Here is a 16,470-nt window from a genome sequence, read left to right as displayed (position 1 = left end):
CCCCGCACGTCCGCCCGAAGTACCGCCCGCGCACGGCACACCACACGCGCACACCGCACACCGCACACCGCCACTGAAGGAGACCGATGTCAGAGCAGACCGTTGCAGTAGATTTCGCCGCGCTCTTGGAGCCCGGGGACACGCAGAGCGAGGAGGCGCGTGCCACACCCCTGGAACTCGCGATCGCCGAGGTCCCCGCCGAAGAGGTCGAGTCCGCCGCCCCGCAGGATGCGGCGTTCCGCTTCCGCAGTCTGCTCACCGCGAAGCAGCTCGACGACCTGCGGCGAGGAGCGCCGGCGCTTGCCCGCAAATTCGTCGATGACGTCAACCAGATCGTCACCTTCGGCGGTCCCGTCATGGAGAAGATGAACAGCGCTTCGGTCCAGTTGCTGGAGGCGCAGCGCAGCATCAGGGTGCCCGAGGCCGATGCCGTCGTCAACGACATGCTGCGCACGATGGACGGCTTCGAGAAGAAGTGGCGATCCGAGAAGCTCGAGAACGCGGTCGACACCGTCGTGGGCTGGTTCAAGAAGGGCCGGTACACCCTGACGACGATGATCCGCGAGTCGAAGCCCATCGCCGACAAGATCGACCTGGCCGAGGTCAAGCTCCAGGAGATGGAATCGGCGCTCGCCGACAACATCACCCGCGGTCAGCTGCTCCACGAGCAGACCCTTGCCCACATGGACGACGTGGTGGCCGTGCTCGCGGCGCTCGAACAGGTGATCGACGAGCTGCGCGGCGACTTCGACGAGGCCGATGCCGCCCTACGCGCCGCGGAGGGCTCCGCCTCGGAATCGGCGGTCTACCGGGGCGAGACCATCACCACGAGCGAACTGCGCGAGGTCCACAGCAAGCTGTCGTTCGTGCTCTCCGAGACCGAGAAGAGCTGGTCGGACTGGCGCTCGCAGTTCTTCCTGGGCTTCGCGCACGCGCCCGCGACGCGCAACCTCATCGTCACCACGTTCGCCCTCCGTCGCCGACTGGCGACGTTCCGCACGATGGGCCTGCCGTCGGCGCGGCAGTCGCTCGCCCTCTGGCAGCAGGCCGCGTTCGCGAAGGAGGGCGCGGAGCTGGGGGCCTCGGTGCAGGAGGGAACCAACAAGCTCATCCAGGGCGCCTTCTCGGAGACCGCGAAATCGGTCGAGATGGTGGCGAACGCGTCGCAGGCACCGGTGATCACCGAGGAGACGATCTGGACGGTCATCGACTCGGTGAAGGCCCAGTGCAGCGCGATCGTCGAGGCAGACCGATCGGGTCGGGCGCTGCGCGCTCGCAATCTGCAGGCGCTCGAGCGCGGCGAGGCTGTGATCGAGGATGCGGTGCTGCAGTCGCAGCGCGCGATCGCCGATGCGAGTCGCCGGGGCGCGGTCGGCGGGGACGCGGCGAGCGCGCCCCGGACAGGCGACTCCGACCCGGGCGACGATCTGCTCGGCAAGCTGACGCGCTGATCGGGCGCCGCAGCAGGATCTGGCGGGCCGGACGGGCCGGGCGGGCCGGGCGAACCGGGGGGCGAGCCGGAGGTATCGATCGGGGCGCGGCCTCCTACAGCCGCGCGATGTCGTCGATGTCCTCGAGGAACGCGGCCTGCTGCTCCTCCGACACCGTCGCGCGTGTCGCCGAGAGCGCCGAGAGGTAGTCACTCGTCGTCAACTCGGCCCGTTCCTCCGGGCGGCGGCCGACCCCGGTCGCGAGTGCTCGCGCGAGCGCCTCCTGCGAGGCGCGTCGTGCGGCGTACTCGATATCGGCGGGGGTGAGCCCGTCGCTCTCGAGCACGAGACGGTCGAACGCGACCTCGGCGGCAAGCTCCGCCGGCACGTAGCGGCGCCAGATCGCCTCGCGCGCTTCCGCATCCGGCAGGCCGATCGGCAGCACGTAGTCGAAGCGACCGTGCCGCAGGAACGCGGCATCGAGCCCGCGCACGAAATTGGTGGCGCAGATGAGCAGCATGCCCTCGCGGGCGCGGAAGTCGGCGACGATCTTCAGCAGCTCGTTGGTCACGCCCTGCGTGGGAGTCGGCGGATCGCTGCGGCGGGAGGCGATCTCCTCGACCTCGTCGATGAAGACCACGCCGTGCTCGAGCTCGTCGATGCGCTCGAACACGCTCCGCAGCGACGACGCCATGCTGTTCTTCCCGTCGCCGAGCCGGGAGGGGAACACCTCGACGAAGGGCCAGTCGAGCCGCGACGCCACCGCCTTCGCGAACGTGGTCTTGCCCGTGCCCGGCGGGCCGAACAGCATCACCGCGCGCGGCGGCACCACGCCGTAGCGATCGGCGAGATCGGGCTGCGCGAGCGGGGCGACCAGGCGTTCCTCGAGCAAGCGCTTCTCGCGGCGCATCCCCGCGACGTTCTCCCAGAGGTGGCGGGGCAGGATCCGACCGCCGAGATCCTTGAGCAGATCGAGCTCGCGCCGCTGCACGGGCATCTGCCGTTCGAGGTAGCGCAGACTGTGCCGCAGCTGGAAGCCGTTCGAGGTGAGCAGGTCGAGGCGGCTGCCCTCCGGCATCAGCACCGAGAGCGTCGACAGGCCGATCGGAGCCATCTTGCGCTCGAGAGCGTCGAGCAGGGCGCCCGACACGTTCTCCGATCGGGCGTCCTCCGCGATCCCGAAGAACACGACCCACCCCTGGGCGTGCGCCGCGCGCCCGACGGCGGCCGCCACGATGACCTCGTCGCGCACCGCCACCACGGCGTGGTCCTCGCGGCACGAAGCGGTGACCTCGGCGAGCGAGTAGACGGGCTGCTCGGACGACGAGCGGGCCTCCCACCACAGGCGGACCACCGCGTCGAGGTCGTCGTCGTGAAATTCGCGAATGTGAATGCGTCCCATGCAGCGATCATGCCAGATGCCCCCGCGCCCACCGGGCGGCGGCGTCCGTGCAGATTCGGGGTTCTTCCGCGGATCAGCAGATTTCACGGGGCGCTCCGGATCGCGCCGTCCACCCCGGATCCCGAAGCTCACGAGGTCGACCGAGACTCAGGAGGACGTTTCCGCCGGTGTAGACGTCCTCCTGAGTCTCGATCGCCTGCCTGAACGGCGGGAGCGGGCACAGGGCACAGGATCGGGGGCCCATTCCCCGGAGGGATCCGCTAGGCTGGAGGCACGGGCCGGTGCACGCCGGCCCCATCGTCGCTGATATTCATGCGCCGGAACCCTCATCCCGGTTCGGCGCGGGCGCCCACGGGCCCACAGACTCTCCGCGGCGAACGAATGCGCGATCCCGCGCACTCGCCGATTCCGCAGCGACGCGCGACGGCCGGCCCGCAGACGCACCCCCGGGTGCCAGTGCGCCGGGCCATCGCCGCGCCGCAGCACGAACACGAAAGGTCCACGTGACCGAGCAGACCCCCACCACGCCCTCCTTCGTCGAGCTCGGCGTGCCCGAGCCCATCGCGCACGCGCTCGACAAGAACGGCAAGTCGTCTCCGTTCCCCATCCAGCGCGACACGCTGCCCGACACGCTCGCCGGCCGCGACGTGCTCGGCCGCGGCCGCACCGGCTCCGGCAAGACCATCGCGTTCGGCATCCCGCTCGTCGCGAACCTCGCCGACGGCGCGCAGGCCAAGCGTCGGGCGAGCCGCCCGCGCGCGATCGTGCTCGCCCCCACCCGCGAGCTCGTCACCCAGATCGCCGAGACCGTCAAGATGCTCGCCGATCCCGTCGGCGTCAAGGTCACGACGATATTCGGCGGCATCCCCCAGCGCCGCCAGGAGGCCGCGCTCGAGGCCGGCGTCGACATCGTCGTGGCCGCCCCCGGGCGCCTCGACGACCTCATGCGCCAGGGCCTCGTGAGCCTCGACGGCGTCGAGATCACCGTGCTCGACGAGGCCGACCACATGGCCGACATGGGCTTCCTGCCCGTCGTCACCCGGATCCTCAACAAGACGCCGAAGCAGGGCCAGCGACTGCTCTTCAGCGCGACCCTCGACAACGGGGTCGACAACATCGTCAAGAAGTACCTGCACGACCCGGTGCTCCACTCGGTCGACAGCGCCGAGAGCCCCGTACCGCAGCTCACCCACCACGTGTTCGAGGTGTCGGGCAAGGAGCAGAAGGATGCGCTGATCGAAGCACTCGCGAGCGGCACCTCCCGCCGCATCTTCTTCACCCGTATGAAGCACCAGGCCAAGAAGCTCGCCAAGCAGCTCACGGCGCGCGGCATCCCCGCGGTGGAGCTGCAGGGCAACCTGTCGCAGAACGCCCGCGACCGCAATCTCGCCGAGTTCGTGAGCGGCGACGCGAAGGTCCTGGTGGCCACCGACGTCGCGGCGCGCGGCGTGCACGTCGACGGCGTCGAGCTCGTCGTGCACATCGACCCGCCGGTGGAGCACAAGGCCTACCTGCACCGCTCGGGCCGCACCGCGCGCGCCGGCAACGAGGGCGACGTGGTGACTCTCGTGCTGCCCGAGCAGCGCGGCGAGATGCGGCAGATCATGCGCGCGGCGAAGATCCGCGTGACCCCGCGTCAGGTGGATCCGAACGCCGCGAACGTCGACCCCGAGGTGCTCTCGCTCATCGGCGAGGTCGCGCCGCGCGTCGACCCGCGCGAGACCGAGCGGCGGCGCGCCGAGGCCCAGGCGGCGCAGCAGCGCGCCGCGGGCCACAACCCTGCCGGCGCGGGCCAGTCGACCGGCGCCAACGCGAAGCGCAAGCGCTCGCGCGGCGGCCGCGGGCGCGGTGCGGGAGCGCCCGCCGGCGGTTCGGGCCAGCAGCACGCTCAGCAGGGGCGTCAGGATCGCGGCGCCCAGGGCGGCGGCGCACGCCGCTCGGACCGCGCGCAGGGCGGTGCGCAATCGCAGCGCCCGCAGGCCGAGCGCCAGCAGCGCTCCGGCGGCGAATCTCAGGGCGGACGCCGCCGCTCGGGGCGTCGCGCGCAGAGTTCGGGCGGCACCGTCTACTCGACGAGCACTCCGGGCGCGTAGCGCCCAGCGTCTGAAGGGCGCACGAGCGACGCGAGCGGGGTCCGGACTCTCGCAGTCCGGACCCCGCTCGCGTCATCTCGAACGGCGGTGAGCCGGTGGCTGCGGAGGCGTCGCGCTCGTGCCCGACCCGGAACGCACCAGCCCGGGGCCGAACCCGTCTCGAGATCCCGATTCTCACCGCATCTCCTCCTGAAGAGCGACCGGAATCGGGATCTCGACGCGGGTGCGCCAGGTCGCACGGCCGGCGCGCTACGCCGCGTCGCCCGTGCGACCTGGCGCACGCGTGCCGAGCTCTCCGTCGACCTCGTCGGCGAACTCGGTGCGTCTGGCGGTGTCGGGCGACTCCTGCTGCCAGACCTCCTCGAGCTCGGCGTTCAACTCCGCGTCGCGCCTCGGCTCCGACCCGTTCGACGGGCTCCCGTCCTGCTCCTGGTGCCTCATACCTCCACGGTACCCCCGACCGGGGTCGGAGCACAGGGGCGGCCGGAAAGCGGGGACCGCACCCGCCGCGAACTGCGAGGCACCGCCGGCGCAGGAGCCGGGAGCGCCCGCGGGCTCCGGGCAGGGGGACGCGGAGGCTCGGGCGCGCCGGGGCACTCGAATATGCACGATTCCGCGCATTCGGCCGCTAAATCCGAAGTCCGTCACTGACTTCGACGACGGTTTCGCCCGTATACTGCTCTGATGGGCATGTATCGTGATCTGGGGCGGAACCCCGGCGTCTTCCGCATCCTATTCTCCCAGCTCACCGCCCGATTCCCTTTCGGGATGCTCTCGATCATCCTGCTGCTGCACATCCAACTCGCCTACGGCGACTTCACCTCGGCCGGCATCGTGCTCGCCACGCAGAGCATCGGTCAGGCCATCTCCGGTCCGCTGAGCAGCAGGCTGATGGGCCGTTGGGGCATGCGTCGCGTGCTCTCGATCACGTCGGTGCTCTGCTCGGCTCTGCTGGTGACGATCGCGCTCGTGCACCTCCCGCTCCCCCTCGTCGCCGCGATCGCGTTCCTCGTCGGCCTCTCGACCCCTCCGGTCACCCCCGCCGTGCGCACGCTCTACCCCAAGCTCGTTCCCGGCAACCAGCTCTCGGCGCTCTTCTCCCTCGACGCCTCGGCCCAGGAGATCATCTGGGTGCTCGGTCCCGTCGTCGCGGTGTTCGTGTCGTCGCAGTTCGGCACCGCGGCCGGCCTGTGCGTCGCCGCCGCCTTCCTGCTCGGCGGCGGCGCCTGGTTCATCCTGAGCCGCGCCGTCGGCGAGGTGCAGCTGCTGCGGTCGAAGCGCGGTCTCGGCGCGGTGCTGCGCTACCCGACCGTGGTGATCTCCACGGTCATGGGCTTCTTCTTCGTCGCCTCGTTCGCCGCGATCGAGGCCGGAATCGTCGCGGCCTTCGCAGGGTCGAGCGAGCACGGCGATTCGGGCGGCGGGCACGGCAGCATCGAATCGGGCATCGTCCTCGCGATCTTCGCGGGCGGATCGCTCGTCGGCGGCCTGCTCATCGGTCACCGCGCCATGCGTCCGTGGTCGCCGCTGCTGAGGATCGGCGTCGTGCTCGTCGGCACGGCGGCCTGCCTCGTGAGCCTGAACATGTGGTGGCTCAGCGCGGTGCTCTTCATCGGCGGTCTCGGCACCGCCCCCGTCTTCGCGGCGATCTCGAACATCGTGAGCTCGACCGTGAAGTTCTCGGAGACGGCCGAGGCCTACGGCTGGATCGGCACGGGCCAGCTCGTGGGCGTCGCCACGGGGTCGGCGCTCGGAGGGGTCGCGATCGATGCGGGTGGCGCGCACGGCGCGATCCTCGTCTCCACCGCGCTGCTCGTGGTCGCGGCCGCGGTCGCGGCGGGCACGGTCCGCTGGATCCCGGACCTCAAGGGACGCACGGTCGAACCTCCTCCCGAGACCGGCACCCTCGCGCTGCCCCTGCCATAACGATCCGGACACGCCCAGGCAAGCCGCAGCTTCGCCTCGGACGCCCGCGCGCATCGGACCGTAGGGTGTGAGCATGACGCGTCGATCCTCCGTTCCCGTGCTGCTCGCAGCCGCCCTGCTCCTCGCGCCGCTCTCGGCGTGCGCCGCCCTGCCGGGAACCGGCGGAGGCGCTTCCAGCTCCGAGATCCTGGTCGGTCCGGAGATGGCCCGCGACACCGGCGGCACGGACGGGGCCGGCGGTGCCTTCGAGGGCGCCCCGCAGGCCCTCGAAGACCAGTCCACGCGCTCGGTGATCCGCACGGGTCAGGTCTCGATCGAGGTCTCCGATCCCGACGCGGCTGCCGAGGAGGTCGCCGAGATCGCCCAGCGCGCAGGCGGGTCGGTGGAGTCGATGACCGTGCACCGCGCGAGCGCAAAGACCACTGCGGGGGCCGATCTCGCGCTGCGCGTGCCGGCGGATCGCCTCGACGAGACGTTCACGGCCCTCACCGGCGTGGGCGACGTCGTGAGCCAGAGCCGCTCCGCCGTCGACGTGACGGCCGAGCACGTGGACCTGCGGGCGCGCGTCGCCGCGCTCGAGGAGTCGGTGGAGCGCCTCACCGAGCTGATGGCCGGTGCCGACACCACCACCGAGTTGATCGAGGCCGAGTCGGCACTGGCGCAGCGCCAGCAGGAGTTGGACGGCCTGCGCGCGCAACTGCGGTCGTTGGAGGGGCAGGTCGACGAAGCCACCATCTGGGTCTCGCTGAGCACGACGTCGGCGCTGCCCGGCGGCGGCCCGGCGAATTTCTGGGAGGGACTGCTCGCCGGCCTCGACTCGCTTGCGGCCGCCGGTGCGGGCGCCCTGGTGGTGCTGGGCATTCTGCTGCCCTGGCTCGCGCTCGCGGCGCTGCTCGCTCTCGCGGTCGTGCTCATCGTGCGGGGCGTGCGCTCCGGCCGGCGGGCGCGCGCTGCCCAGGCCGCGCAGGAGCGCGCCGCGCAGGAGCGCGAGACCCAGGAGCGCGCGGCGCAGGCCGCCGCCGCACCTCAGACCGCCGGAGCCTCTGCGGATCCCGCGGCCCCGCTGCACACGGGCGACTCCGTGCCTCAGTACCCGGCGGCGCCGCCGAGCAACCCGCTGTAGGGCAGCGAGCGGCCCAGGATCCGTTCGGCGGCCCGATGGCCCGAGCACAGCGCCGCGGTGACGGTCGCGGGATCCTCGGTCCAGGTCGCCTCACCCGCCAGGTGCAGCACCGCATCGGCGGGGCGACCGCCCGCAGCCGCGACGATCGGGGTCGCGATGACGCCGTGATCCTCGGGGCGCGATCCCAGTGTCATGTAGGCGTAGGAGCCGCGCGCGTAGGGGTCGTCCTGCCAGTGCGTGATTCTCACGTGTGCGGGATCCGGGATCGACGCCCCGTAGATCTCGCGCAGCCCCGCCATCACCGACGCGACCACCCGCTCCTCGGGCCAGTCCCGGATCTGCTCGGCGCACTCCCCCGCGGCGAAGGTGAGCAGCGTCGGTTCGCCGTGCGCTCCCGAGAGGTCGTACCAGGAGTGCCACCACTTCGCCGCGTCTCCCTGGCGCCGGATCGCAGAGATCCCCTCGTCCCAGAAGCGCTCGGGGAAGCGCAGGAAGATCTTCTCGAAGGCGTTCATCGCGAGCGCGTCGACGGCGCCGGCAATGGGCTCCGGCAGGGGCGGATCGAAGCGCACGGCCCCCGAGCGCAGCACGCCGATCGGCACGGTCACCACCGCGCGCTCCGCGGTGAGCGTCTCCGCACGCCCGGACCCGCCGGGCGTGCGCACGGCGACCGCGACGCCTCCGTCGCCCCAGCTCACTGCCCCGACCTCGTGCTCGAGCCGCACGTCGAGTCCCGCGGCGAGATGCTCCGCGAGTCGGCCGTAGCCGTCCGGGAACACGACCTCGTCGCCCTCGATCGCGTCGTCGTCGAGGCCGTGCGCATCGAGCAGCGCGGCGTCGGCTCCGTACTGCTCCTCCGAGCGGTGGTGCAGGTACTCGAGCACGCGTTCGCCGCGGGGTCTGCTCCACCCCCGCTCAGCGACCACGGCGCGCACCGCGGAGTCGGCTGCATCGGCGTAGGAGCTGCCGCGCGCCGCCGCCGCGATCACGCGAGCGAGGCGAGCGTCGACCTCGGCGACATCGGCGATGAAGCGGTCGGCTTCGGACTCGCTCAGGCGCGCGCCATCGGGGCCGAAGTAGGTGATGGGGCGACCGCCCGCCTGGTAGCTGCCGACGGTGAACTCCACCTCGGGCATGCCGAAGCCCGTCGTGACCTCGTGGAGCGGACTGTTCGAGATGCCGTGGATCCACGAGGCGCCGAGGTCGGTGATCCGACCGCTCTCCCGTTCGGTGTGCACGCGCCCGCCGACGCGGTCCCGCGCCTCGAGCACCACCACGCGCCGCCCGGCGCCGGTCAGCAGCCGCGCCGCCACGAGTCCCGCGATCCCCGCGCCCACGACGATCGTGTCGCATCGTTCCGTCATCGGCTCCTGCACCTTCTCCGCTGCGCGCATCGGCTCGCCGCACCGTTCGCGCGACGCCGCGCGTCGGCACCAGGATACCCGGCGCGCGCGGCGGGGCATCGGCATCCGCGCCGCGGCCGCCACCGTCAGCGGCGTCCGGCCGCCCGCAGATCGAGCGCCTCCAGCAGCGAGCGCTCCTTCTCGATCGCACCGGGGTTGCGACGCAACCACCGTCTCAGGATCCTCGTCACCGCGGGCATCATGACGAAGGTCATCAGCGGGGCGAGCACGGTGACCACCATCGCCGAGCGCAGCGGGAGGGCGACGTCGCCCCACCAGGGCAGCAGCGAGATCGCCCAGGACGACAGCACGTTCACGGGGTACATGCCGATCCAGATCGCCAGCGCTTGCTTCCACCGCAGCGGAGCCGCGCGCACGACGACCGTGCGGGTATCGCCCGTGCGCGCGTCGACGCTGCGACGCAGCTGAGGCCCGTCGAACCAGCCCTCGATGCCGGTGCGGCGCTGCACGCGCGCATCGAGGACGAGTGCGGAGCCCGCGTCGAGCCAGCGCCGTCGCTGTTCCGACTGCTCCCAGCCGATGAGCGAGCGCTCATCGGAGAAGCGGTAGATCGCGTGCAGCACGCTCCGGTCGCTGCTGTCGCGGATCACGCCGCCCCCGAGGCACCCCTCGAACTCGCGGGCGAGGCGCAGCCCCTCCTCGACCCAGGCGACCGCGTCGCCCGTTCGGGTGGGATGCGTCTGCCGCCTGATCTCGACGGTCACCGGGGTGCTCATGCGCCCCATTCCAACGCACGACCGTGTCGAGCGCGTTACGCACGGTCACCGGCGCGTGACAGCCCGGTGACGGTTCGACTCGCGGTCGCCGACGGAGCCTCGCGGTGCGGATCCCCGGCTCACTCGTCGGGGACGAGCACCGGGGTGTCGCGGTTGAGGCTGTCCCCCCGGAAGAAGACGCGCGAGTTCGGCCGCAGCCACCAGATGCCCATGAGCACGAAGCCGAGCAGGATCGCGCCGACGCCGATCACGAACGCGCCTCCGATGCCGAGCAGCACGGTGTAGCTGTAGTCGACGCTCCACATGTCGATCGCAGACTGCACGAAGGCGTAGCCCAGCATGAGCCCGCCGAGTGCGGGCAGGATGCCGCGCATCCACAGGTTGCGCGCGCTGTCGCGGAGCGTGCCGCGGAAGTACCAGACGCAGGCGAACGAGGTGATGGCGTAGTAGAGCGCCACCGCCAGGCCCATCGATGTGAGCGAGTCGGCGAGCACGTCCTCGGAGATGATCGACATGACGACGTAGTAGACGATCGCGGTGACGCCCATGAGCGTCGTCGAGAACCAGGGGGTCTTGAACCTCGGGTGCAGCTCGGCGAACTTCGCCGGAAGCGCGCGGTAGACCGCCATGGAGAGGGTGCCTCGGGCGGTGGGCAGAATCGTCGTCTGCGTCGACGACGCCGCCGACAGCATCACGCCGAGGATCAGGAACCACCCCCAGGGGCCGAACAGCGCGCCCCCGAGCACCGAGAACACGTCGTCGATGCTCTCCGGATTCGTCAGCCCGAACCCGGTGTCACCGAAGCCGGCGAACATCATGACGACGACCGAGATGCCGACGTACAGCACGATGAGGATCGCGATGCTCGACAGGGCCGCGCGCCCCGGGGTCTTCCTCGGGTTCTTCGTCTCCTCGTTGAGTGCGAGGCAGGTGTCCCAGCCCCAGTAGATGAAGAGCGCGAGCAGCACGGCCTCGATGAACCCCGACCACGAGGTGAGCTGGGCGGGGTTGAACCACTGCCAGTCGAATGCGATCGAGCCCGGGTTGCTGCCGTCGAGGGCGTGCCAGAGCGCGAGTGCGCCGAAGAGCACCATGGCGACGATCTGGACGGTCATGAGCACCATCTGCAGGCGCTCGCCCATCTGCACCCCGATGGTGCTGATGAAGGTCATGAGCGCCATGAACACCACGGACGTGGCGACGACGATCACCCGATTGTCGGCGAACTCCTGATTGCCGAGCAGCAGCCAGAAGTACTTGCCCGTGATCTCGCCGACGTTGGCGAGCACCATGATCGCGGAGACGGCCACCGCCCAGCCCCCGATCCACCCCGTGACCGGCCCGAACGCTTTCGTCCCCCAGACGAAGGTGGTACCGCAGTCCGGCATCTCGCGGTTGAGCTCCTGGTAGGCGAGCGCGGCGAAGATCATCGGCACGCAGGCGACGACGAAGACCAGGGGCGCCTGCGCACCGACCGCGAGGATGACGTAGCCGAGCGTCGCCGCGAGCGAGTAGAGCGGGGCCGTCGACGCCAGGCCGATGACGGTGGAGCCGACCACGCCGAGCGCCCCGGCGTTCAGCCCCTTGCCGACGTGGATGTGCCCGGTCTCTGTGGCGTTGCCCAGCGTGTGTTTGGTCATGCGCCTATTCTGGGCCATCGGAGCCGCTCCCGAGGACCGGGGGTGCGCCGCGGGGCGCTCCGGGCCGCACCGCGCGCCGCACCGGATGCCGCGCTGGCGCCGTCACCCCACAGTACATCACCTCGAGTTATGTCTCACATTACGAAATGCAACGCAGGCGATGGCCATTCGTGCGGCGCGCCTCTACGCTCGATCACCATGACTCCGCTCGCCGCACTGATCACCCTGCTCGGACTGCTGGTGCTCACCGCACTCCTGGGCCTCGTGGCGCATCGGCGATCCGCCCGCACGCAGCGCTTCGACCAGACGGACCGCCTGACCGCGCACGACGTGGGCGCCCCCCGGCTCGGCCCCGGCGGCACGGTGGTGCAGTTCAGCACCGCGTACTGCTCGCGCTGCCCGGGCACCCGCCGCCTGATCTCCGAACTCGTGACCCGGTACGCGGGCGTCGACTTCGTGCACGTCGACGTGACCGATCAGCCGCAGCTCGCGGCGCGGCACCGCCTGCTGCAGACCCCCACCGTGCTGATCCTGGACGGCGGAGGCGCGCCGCGCTCGCGACTCGCCGGCACGATCGGGCGCGAGTCCATCGCCACCGAACTGAACCGCATCGCAGGAGGATCCGCCCATGAGTGACCCCGAGTCCCAGGCCGACGCGCGACCCGCGGCCGACGCGCGACCCGCGGGGGCGATCGATCCGCGCGGCCCCCGCGTGAGCGCCGCGATCACAGCGCTGCTCCTCTGCATCGGGATCGCGCTCGCGCTCGTGGGGACCTCGACGAGCGGCGCGCTCCGGGAGCTCCCCGTCGCGGCCCGCGCGGCCGACCCCGGATTCATCGCGCTCGCCGTCGTGGCCGCGCTCTTCGCGTGGTCGCTCGTGTCCGCGGGCACCCAGCCGCTCTCCGCGCTCTTCCGCACTGCGATCCAGCCCCGCCTGTCCCCTCCGACGGAGTGGGAGGATCCGCGCCCGCCGCGCTTCGCACAGGCGGTCGGCCTCGTCGTGGTCGGAGCCGGGCTCGTGCTGCACCTGCTCGGCGTGCCGTGGGCGCTTCCCGTCGCGGGCGCTGCAGCCTTCGTCGCGGCGGCGCTCAACGCGGCGATCGGCTTCTGCCTGGGGTGTGAGGTGTACCTGCTGCTCGCCCGCGCGGGCCGCCTCGGCCACCGAGACCGCGGCGCGGCCGGACACATCCGCCAAGGGTACTGATTCCGCAGCCCAACCGGGCGTTCACTTTCGATTTCGTCAAGAATACCCCGCCAAAACGCGGGGAACTCTCCGGAGAACCGGCTAGTGCTGCACCGCGAGGTGTGGGAGACTTGCTGTACTCAATCACCGACGAAGTCACTAAGGAGTGAGTCATCTATGGGCACCTTCGCCGTCATCAATCCGGCTACGGGCGAGACCGTCGCCGAGTACCCCGACGCGACCGCCGAGGAGATCGAGGCCAGCCTGGCTTCGGCGCAGAAGGCCTACAAGGAGTGGGCCCGTACGACGACCGTCGCCGAGCGCGCGGCCCTCGCGCAGCGCGCCGCAGAGCTCTTCGAGGAGCGCAAGGACGAGCTGGGCGCCATCATCAACCGCGAGATGGGCAAGCCGCTCGACCAGTCGATCGGGGAGGCGGAGTTCTCCGGCGCCATCACCGCGGCGTTCGCCGCGAACGCCGAGAAGTGGCTCGCCGATGAGGAGCTCGAGGTGGAGGACGGCCTGCGCTCGTTCTTCCGCTTCCAGGGGACCGGCGTGATCCTCGGCATCATGCCCTGGAACTACCCCTACTACCAGGTCGCCCGCTTCGCGGTGCCGAACCTCATCCTCGGCAACACGATCGTGCTCAAGCACGCGGCCCAGTGCCCCGAGTCGGCGCTGGCGCTCGAGAAGATCTTCCGTGACGCCGGCTTCCCCGAGGGCGCCTACGTCAACGTGTTCGCGACCCACGAGCAGGTCGCCGACATCATCGCAGACGATCGCGTCCAGGGCGTCTCGCTGACCGGCTCGGAGCGCGCGGGCGCGATCGTGGCCGAGCAGGCAGGCCGCGCGCTCAAGAAGTGCGTGCTCGAGCTCGGTGGATCCGACGTCTTCCTGGTGCTCGACACCGATGATCTCGACCACGCGGTCGAGCACGCCGTGGGCGGACGCATGGAGAACACCGGCCAGGCCTGCAACGGCTCCAAGCGCATCGTGGTGCTCGACAAGTACTTCGACGAGTTCCGGGAGAAGTTCGTGGCCGCGATCGGCGGGCAGAGCTACGGCGACGACTTCGGTCCGCTCTCGTCGGCGCAGGCCACCAAGACGCTGGCCTCCCAGGTGCAGGGTGCGCTGGATCAGGGCGCTGAGGTGCTCGTCGGCAACAACGAGCCCGAGGGCAACGTCTTCACCCCGACCGTGATCTCGAACATCACGCCGGCGATGGACGTCTACAGCCAGGAGCTCTTCGGCCCCGTCGCGCAGCTCTACAAGGTGCCGAGCGACGAGGAGGCCATCGAGCTGGCCAACTCCTCCCCCTACGGCCTCGGCTCGGTCGTGATCTGCGACGATCTCGAGCGCGCCGAGCAGGTCGGCAATCAGCTCGACGTGGGCATGGTGTTCATCGGCGGCGCCGGCCTCGAGGGCGCCGACGTGCCCTTCGGCGGCGTGAAGAAGTCGGGCTACGGCCGCGAGCTCGGCAAGGTGGGCATGCTCGAGTTCGCCAACAAGAAGCTCTTCCGCTTCGCGGCGAAGTAGTTCCGCCAGCGCTGAGGCCCCGGGATCCGCTCAGGATCCCGGGGCCTCTGCGTTCCCGCCCGCGCCCACTCCGCCCGCGCCCGCGCCCACTCCGCCCGCCCGCGCCCGCGCCCACTCCGCCCGCGCCCGCGGCCACCCGCCCGCACCCAAATGTAAGAGATTCTTGACATGGAGTAAAGCTCGATTTACATTTGCATGTACAGAATCTTTGACATCCTGAAGGAGGGCGCCATGTCCTACGAAGAACGGGGCACGTGGGTGTACCTGATCGTGCCCGTGGTCGCGTACGCGGCCTACGTCGTCGTCGTGCTGTCGCGCGCGACCGACCCGATCACCGCCACGGCCTACCAGGCGCCGTTGCTGTGGTCGATCGGCATCTCGATCGCCGCTTCGATCCTGCTGCGGATCATCGTCGAGTTCGGCACCGGGGTCGCGCGCAGCGTGCACGAGGCCGAACGGCCCGAGCGCTCGCCGCGAGTCGCGGGGAGCGAGGCCGGGGCCGGAGCCGGAGCCGGGGCGGGATCCGGTGCCGAACCCGGGCTCGGCGACCCGCAGCTCGCGGAGGCGGCCTCCGGCGGCCCTACCCGGCGCGCCGCCGCCGAGCCCTACCGCGTCGACGATCGCGACCGAGAGATCGATCGGATCGCCACGGTCCGCACCTTCCTCGTGCTCGTGGCCGGCGCGCTCGCGGCGCTGGGGATGGCGCTCGCCGAGTGGCCCCACTTCTGGATCGCGAACGTCATCTACCTCGCGTTCGTGTTGCAGGCCGTCTCGAGCGCGGCGGTCAAGCTCGTCGTCTATCGCCGGGGGTTCTGAGATGGGCAAGCCGACGCGCGTCACGAATCGCATCCGCGCCCTGCGCTTCGCGCACGGGGAGCTCACCCAGGCGCAGCTCGCCGACGCGCTCGGGGTTACCCGCCAGACGGTGATCGCGATCGAACAGGGCCGCTACTCCCCGTCGCTCGAGGTCGCATTCCAGATCGCCCGCGTCTTCGGCACGGGGATCGAAGAGGTGTTCCAGTACCCGGAGGAGGTCTCATGAGAGCCGCAGTCGCCCGCCGCTACGGCGGGCCGGACGTCGTCGTTCCGCAGGAGCTCGACGCACCCGAGCCGACCGGAGACCAGGTGCTCGTGCGCGTCCGCGCCGCAACCGTCAGCACGGCGGACGCCGCGGCCCGATCCGGATCGCCCTGGTTCACCCGGCTCGCCTTCGGCCTGTTCCGTCCGCGGCTGCCGGTACTCGGCAGCGACTTCGCCGGGCGGGTCGTCGCACTCGGCCCGGATGCGCGCCGGTTCGACATCGGCGATCCCGTCTTCGGGGCGACCAACGCCGCGATGGGCGCTCACGCCGAGTATCTCGCCGTGAGCGAGGGATCGCCGATCGAGCGGGTGCCCGACGGCATCGATCCCGTGCGCGCCGCGGCCCTGGTCGACGCGACAGCGATGTCGTTCCTGCGGGACTCGGCTGCGCTGCGGCTTGGACAGCGGCTGCTCGTCAACGGCGCCTCGGGCGCCGTCGGCAGCGCGGCCGTGCAGATCGCGAAGCACGTGGGCGCGAACGTCACGGGAACGAGCAGTGCGCGCAACCTCGACGTCGTGCGCGCGCTCGGGGCCGACGCCGCACTGGACTACACCGAGCTGCACGGGCACACGGCTTCGTACGACGTGGTGTTCGACGCCTGGGGCCGGATGGGGTATCGACGGGCGCGGCGCCTGCTCGCCCCAGACGGCCTCTACATGACGACCGTGCCGTCGTTCGCGATTCTCGCGCAGATGCTGTGGACGCGGTGGTTCGGCCGGCGACGGGCACTGGTCGCGTTCACGGGCCTCCGCTCGGCCGAGCGGGTCGCGGCAGATCTGCGGGAGACTGCGGCGCTCGCGGCGAACGGTGCGCTCGACGCCCCGGTGGCGGCGAGCTATCCGCTCGACCGGGTGGCCGACGCCCATCGCCACGTGGCACGGGGCAAGCGCGGGCACGTCGTGCTCACGCTGGGCTGAGG

15 protein-coding genes are annotated in these 16,470 nt (G+C 71.1%); 10 read left to right on the top strand and 5 right to left on the bottom strand.

The features are described 5' to 3' along the window. Positions 1–86 precede the first annotated feature (86 nt). Entirely contained in the window at positions 87–1,451 is a 1,365-nt protein-coding gene (locus EVS81_RS13940; protein WP_130110904.1) for a toxic anion resistance protein, read from the top strand. Between the two features lie 94 nt (positions 1,452–1,545). Here EVS81_RS13940 and EVS81_RS13935 read toward each other — a convergent pair whose 3' ends face one another. Further along, the gene (locus EVS81_RS13935) at positions 1,546–2,832 is read right to left on the bottom strand and encodes an ATP-binding protein (RefSeq protein ID WP_130110903.1); all 1,287 of its coding nucleotides are present in this window, start codon (positions 2,830–2,832) and stop codon (positions 1,546–1,548) included. A 503-nt stretch (positions 2,833–3,335) separates the two neighbouring features. On the opposite strand from EVS81_RS13935, the gene EVS81_RS13930 reads away from it, so the two are divergent. Continuing rightward, positions 3,336–4,925 carry a DEAD/DEAH box helicase gene (locus tag EVS81_RS13930; protein ID WP_130110902.1) on the top strand — a complete coding sequence of 530 codons (1,590 nt, stop codon included), beginning with the start codon at positions 3,336–3,338 and terminating at the stop codon, positions 4,923–4,925. Between the two features lie 249 nt (positions 4,926–5,174). Here the strand turns inward: EVS81_RS13930 and EVS81_RS13925 are convergent, their stop codons facing one another. Then, positions 5,175–5,366, bottom strand: a complete 192-nt coding sequence (locus tag EVS81_RS13925) for a hypothetical protein (protein ID WP_130110901.1) — start codon at positions 5,364–5,366, stop codon at positions 5,175–5,177. A 243-nt stretch (positions 5,367–5,609) separates the two neighbouring features. Here EVS81_RS13925 and EVS81_RS13920 point away from each other — a divergent pair, with 243 nt between their 5' ends. Together EVS81_RS13920 and EVS81_RS13915 are read left to right on the top strand one after the other, a co-directional pair. Beyond that, on the top strand, positions 5,610–6,851 hold the full coding sequence (locus EVS81_RS13920; protein WP_130110900.1) for an MFS transporter: 1,242 nt from the start codon (positions 5,610–5,612) through the stop codon (positions 6,849–6,851). 73 nt (positions 6,852–6,924) lie between these two features. Next, positions 6,925–7,974 (top strand): DUF4349 domain-containing protein, encoded by a 1,050-nt coding sequence (locus EVS81_RS13915; RefSeq protein ID WP_130110899.1) that lies wholly within the window; start codon positions 6,925–6,927, stop codon positions 7,972–7,974. Here EVS81_RS13915 and EVS81_RS13910 read toward each other — a convergent pair. The 3 genes from EVS81_RS13910 to EVS81_RS13900 all read right to left on the bottom strand — a co-directional run bounded on the left by EVS81_RS13910 (position 7,938) and on the right by EVS81_RS13900 (position 11,754). Continuing rightward, positions 7,938–9,338 (bottom strand): flavin monoamine oxidase family protein, encoded by a 1,401-nt coding sequence (locus tag EVS81_RS13910; RefSeq protein ID WP_130110898.1) that lies wholly within the window; start codon positions 9,336–9,338, stop codon positions 7,938–7,940. The two genes, EVS81_RS13915 and EVS81_RS13910, sit on opposite strands and share 37 nt — an antisense overlap. A gap of 125 nt (positions 9,339–9,463) precedes the next feature. Further along, complete coding sequence (locus tag EVS81_RS13905; RefSeq protein ID WP_130110897.1) at positions 9,464–10,114, bottom strand: putative antibiotic biosynthesis monooxygenase; 651 nt, start codon at positions 10,112–10,114, stop codon at positions 9,464–9,466. Positions 10,115–10,233: 119 nt separating this feature from the next. After that, on the bottom strand, positions 10,234–11,754 hold the full coding sequence (locus EVS81_RS13900) for an APC family permease (protein ID WP_130110896.1): 1,521 nt from the start codon (positions 11,752–11,754) through the stop codon (positions 10,234–10,236). Positions 11,755–11,952: 198 nt separating this feature from the next. Between EVS81_RS13900 and EVS81_RS13895 the strand changes: the two genes are divergently transcribed. From EVS81_RS13895 to EVS81_RS13870, 6 genes are all read left to right on the top strand, one after another. Beyond that, positions 11,953–12,390, top strand: a complete 438-nt coding sequence (locus tag EVS81_RS13895) for a thioredoxin family protein (RefSeq protein WP_165384275.1) — start codon at positions 11,953–11,955, stop codon at positions 12,388–12,390. After that, positions 12,383–12,958, top strand: a complete 576-nt coding sequence (locus EVS81_RS13890; RefSeq protein ID WP_130110894.1) for a DUF4395 domain-containing protein — start codon at positions 12,383–12,385, stop codon at positions 12,956–12,958. Before EVS81_RS13895 ends, EVS81_RS13890 begins: the two co-directional genes overlap by 8 nt. 156 nt (positions 12,959–13,114) lie before the next feature. Then, on the top strand, positions 13,115–14,470 hold the full coding sequence (locus EVS81_RS13885) for an NAD-dependent succinate-semialdehyde dehydrogenase (protein WP_130110893.1): 1,356 nt from the start codon (positions 13,115–13,117) through the stop codon (positions 14,468–14,470). Between the two features lie 231 nt (positions 14,471–14,701). Next, positions 14,702–15,286 (top strand): hypothetical protein, encoded by a 585-nt coding sequence (locus EVS81_RS13880; protein WP_130110892.1) that lies wholly within the window; start codon positions 14,702–14,704, stop codon positions 15,284–15,286. 1 nt (position 15,287) lies between these two features. Next, the gene (locus EVS81_RS13875; protein WP_130110891.1) at positions 15,288–15,512 is read left to right on the top strand and encodes a helix-turn-helix transcriptional regulator; all 225 of its coding nucleotides are present in this window, start codon (positions 15,288–15,290) and stop codon (positions 15,510–15,512) included. Next, positions 15,509–16,468 carry an NAD(P)-dependent alcohol dehydrogenase gene (locus EVS81_RS13870; RefSeq protein WP_130110890.1) on the top strand — a complete coding sequence of 320 codons (960 nt, stop codon included), beginning with the start codon at positions 15,509–15,511 and terminating at the stop codon, positions 16,466–16,468. The genes EVS81_RS13875 and EVS81_RS13870 overlap by 4 nt, the downstream gene beginning before the upstream one ends. The last annotated feature ends 2 nt before the right edge of the window (positions 16,469–16,470 follow it).

Origin of the sequence: Leucobacter triazinivorans (assembly GCF_004208635.1) — a bacterium.
Lineage (GTDB): Bacteria > Actinomycetota > Actinomycetes > Actinomycetales > Microbacteriaceae > Leucobacter > Leucobacter triazinivorans.
This window is presented reverse-complemented; position numbering and strand designations above follow the sequence as displayed.

Excerpts from the sequence above, each read along its gene's own strand:
- EVS81_RS13935 (WP_130110903.1), bottom strand. The coding sequence starts at position 2,832 with ATGGGACGCATTCACATTCGCGAATTTCACGACGACGACCTCGACGCG.
- EVS81_RS13915 (WP_130110899.1), top strand. The coding sequence starts at position 6,925 with ATGACGCGTCGATCCTCCGTTCCCGTGCTGCTCGCAGCCGCCCTGCTC.
- EVS81_RS13880 (WP_130110892.1), top strand. The coding sequence starts at position 14,702 with ATGTCCTACGAAGAACGGGGCACGTGGGTGTACCTGATCGTGCCCGTG.
- EVS81_RS13875 (WP_130110891.1), top strand. The coding sequence starts at position 15,288 with ATGGGCAAGCCGACGCGCGTCACGAATCGCATCCGCGCCCTGCGCTTC.
- EVS81_RS13925 (WP_130110901.1), bottom strand. The coding sequence starts at position 5,366 with ATGAGGCACCAGGAGCAGGACGGGAGCCCGTCGAACGGGTCGGAGCCG.
- EVS81_RS13910 (WP_130110898.1), bottom strand. The coding sequence starts at position 9,338 with ATGACGGAACGATGCGACACGATCGTCGTGGGCGCGGGGATCGCGGGA.
- EVS81_RS13895 (WP_165384275.1), top strand. The coding sequence starts at position 11,953 with ATGACTCCGCTCGCCGCACTGATCACCCTGCTCGGACTGCTGGTGCTC.
- EVS81_RS13890 (WP_130110894.1), top strand. The coding sequence starts at position 12,383 with ATGAGTGACCCCGAGTCCCAGGCCGACGCGCGACCCGCGGCCGACGCG.
- EVS81_RS13870 (WP_130110890.1), top strand. The coding sequence starts at position 15,509 with ATGAGAGCCGCAGTCGCCCGCCGCTACGGCGGGCCGGACGTCGTCGTT.
- EVS81_RS13885 (WP_130110893.1), top strand. The coding sequence starts at position 13,115 with ATGGGCACCTTCGCCGTCATCAATCCGGCTACGGGCGAGACCGTCGCC.
- EVS81_RS13940 (WP_130110904.1), top strand. The coding sequence starts at position 87 with ATGTCAGAGCAGACCGTTGCAGTAGATTTCGCCGCGCTCTTGGAGCCC.
- EVS81_RS13920 (WP_130110900.1), top strand. The coding sequence starts at position 5,610 with ATGGGCATGTATCGTGATCTGGGGCGGAACCCCGGCGTCTTCCGCATC.
- EVS81_RS13900 (WP_130110896.1), bottom strand. The coding sequence starts at position 11,754 with ATGACCAAACACACGCTGGGCAACGCCACAGAGACCGGGCACATCCAC.
- EVS81_RS13905 (WP_130110897.1), bottom strand. The coding sequence starts at position 10,114 with ATGAGCACCCCGGTGACCGTCGAGATCAGGCGGCAGACGCATCCCACC.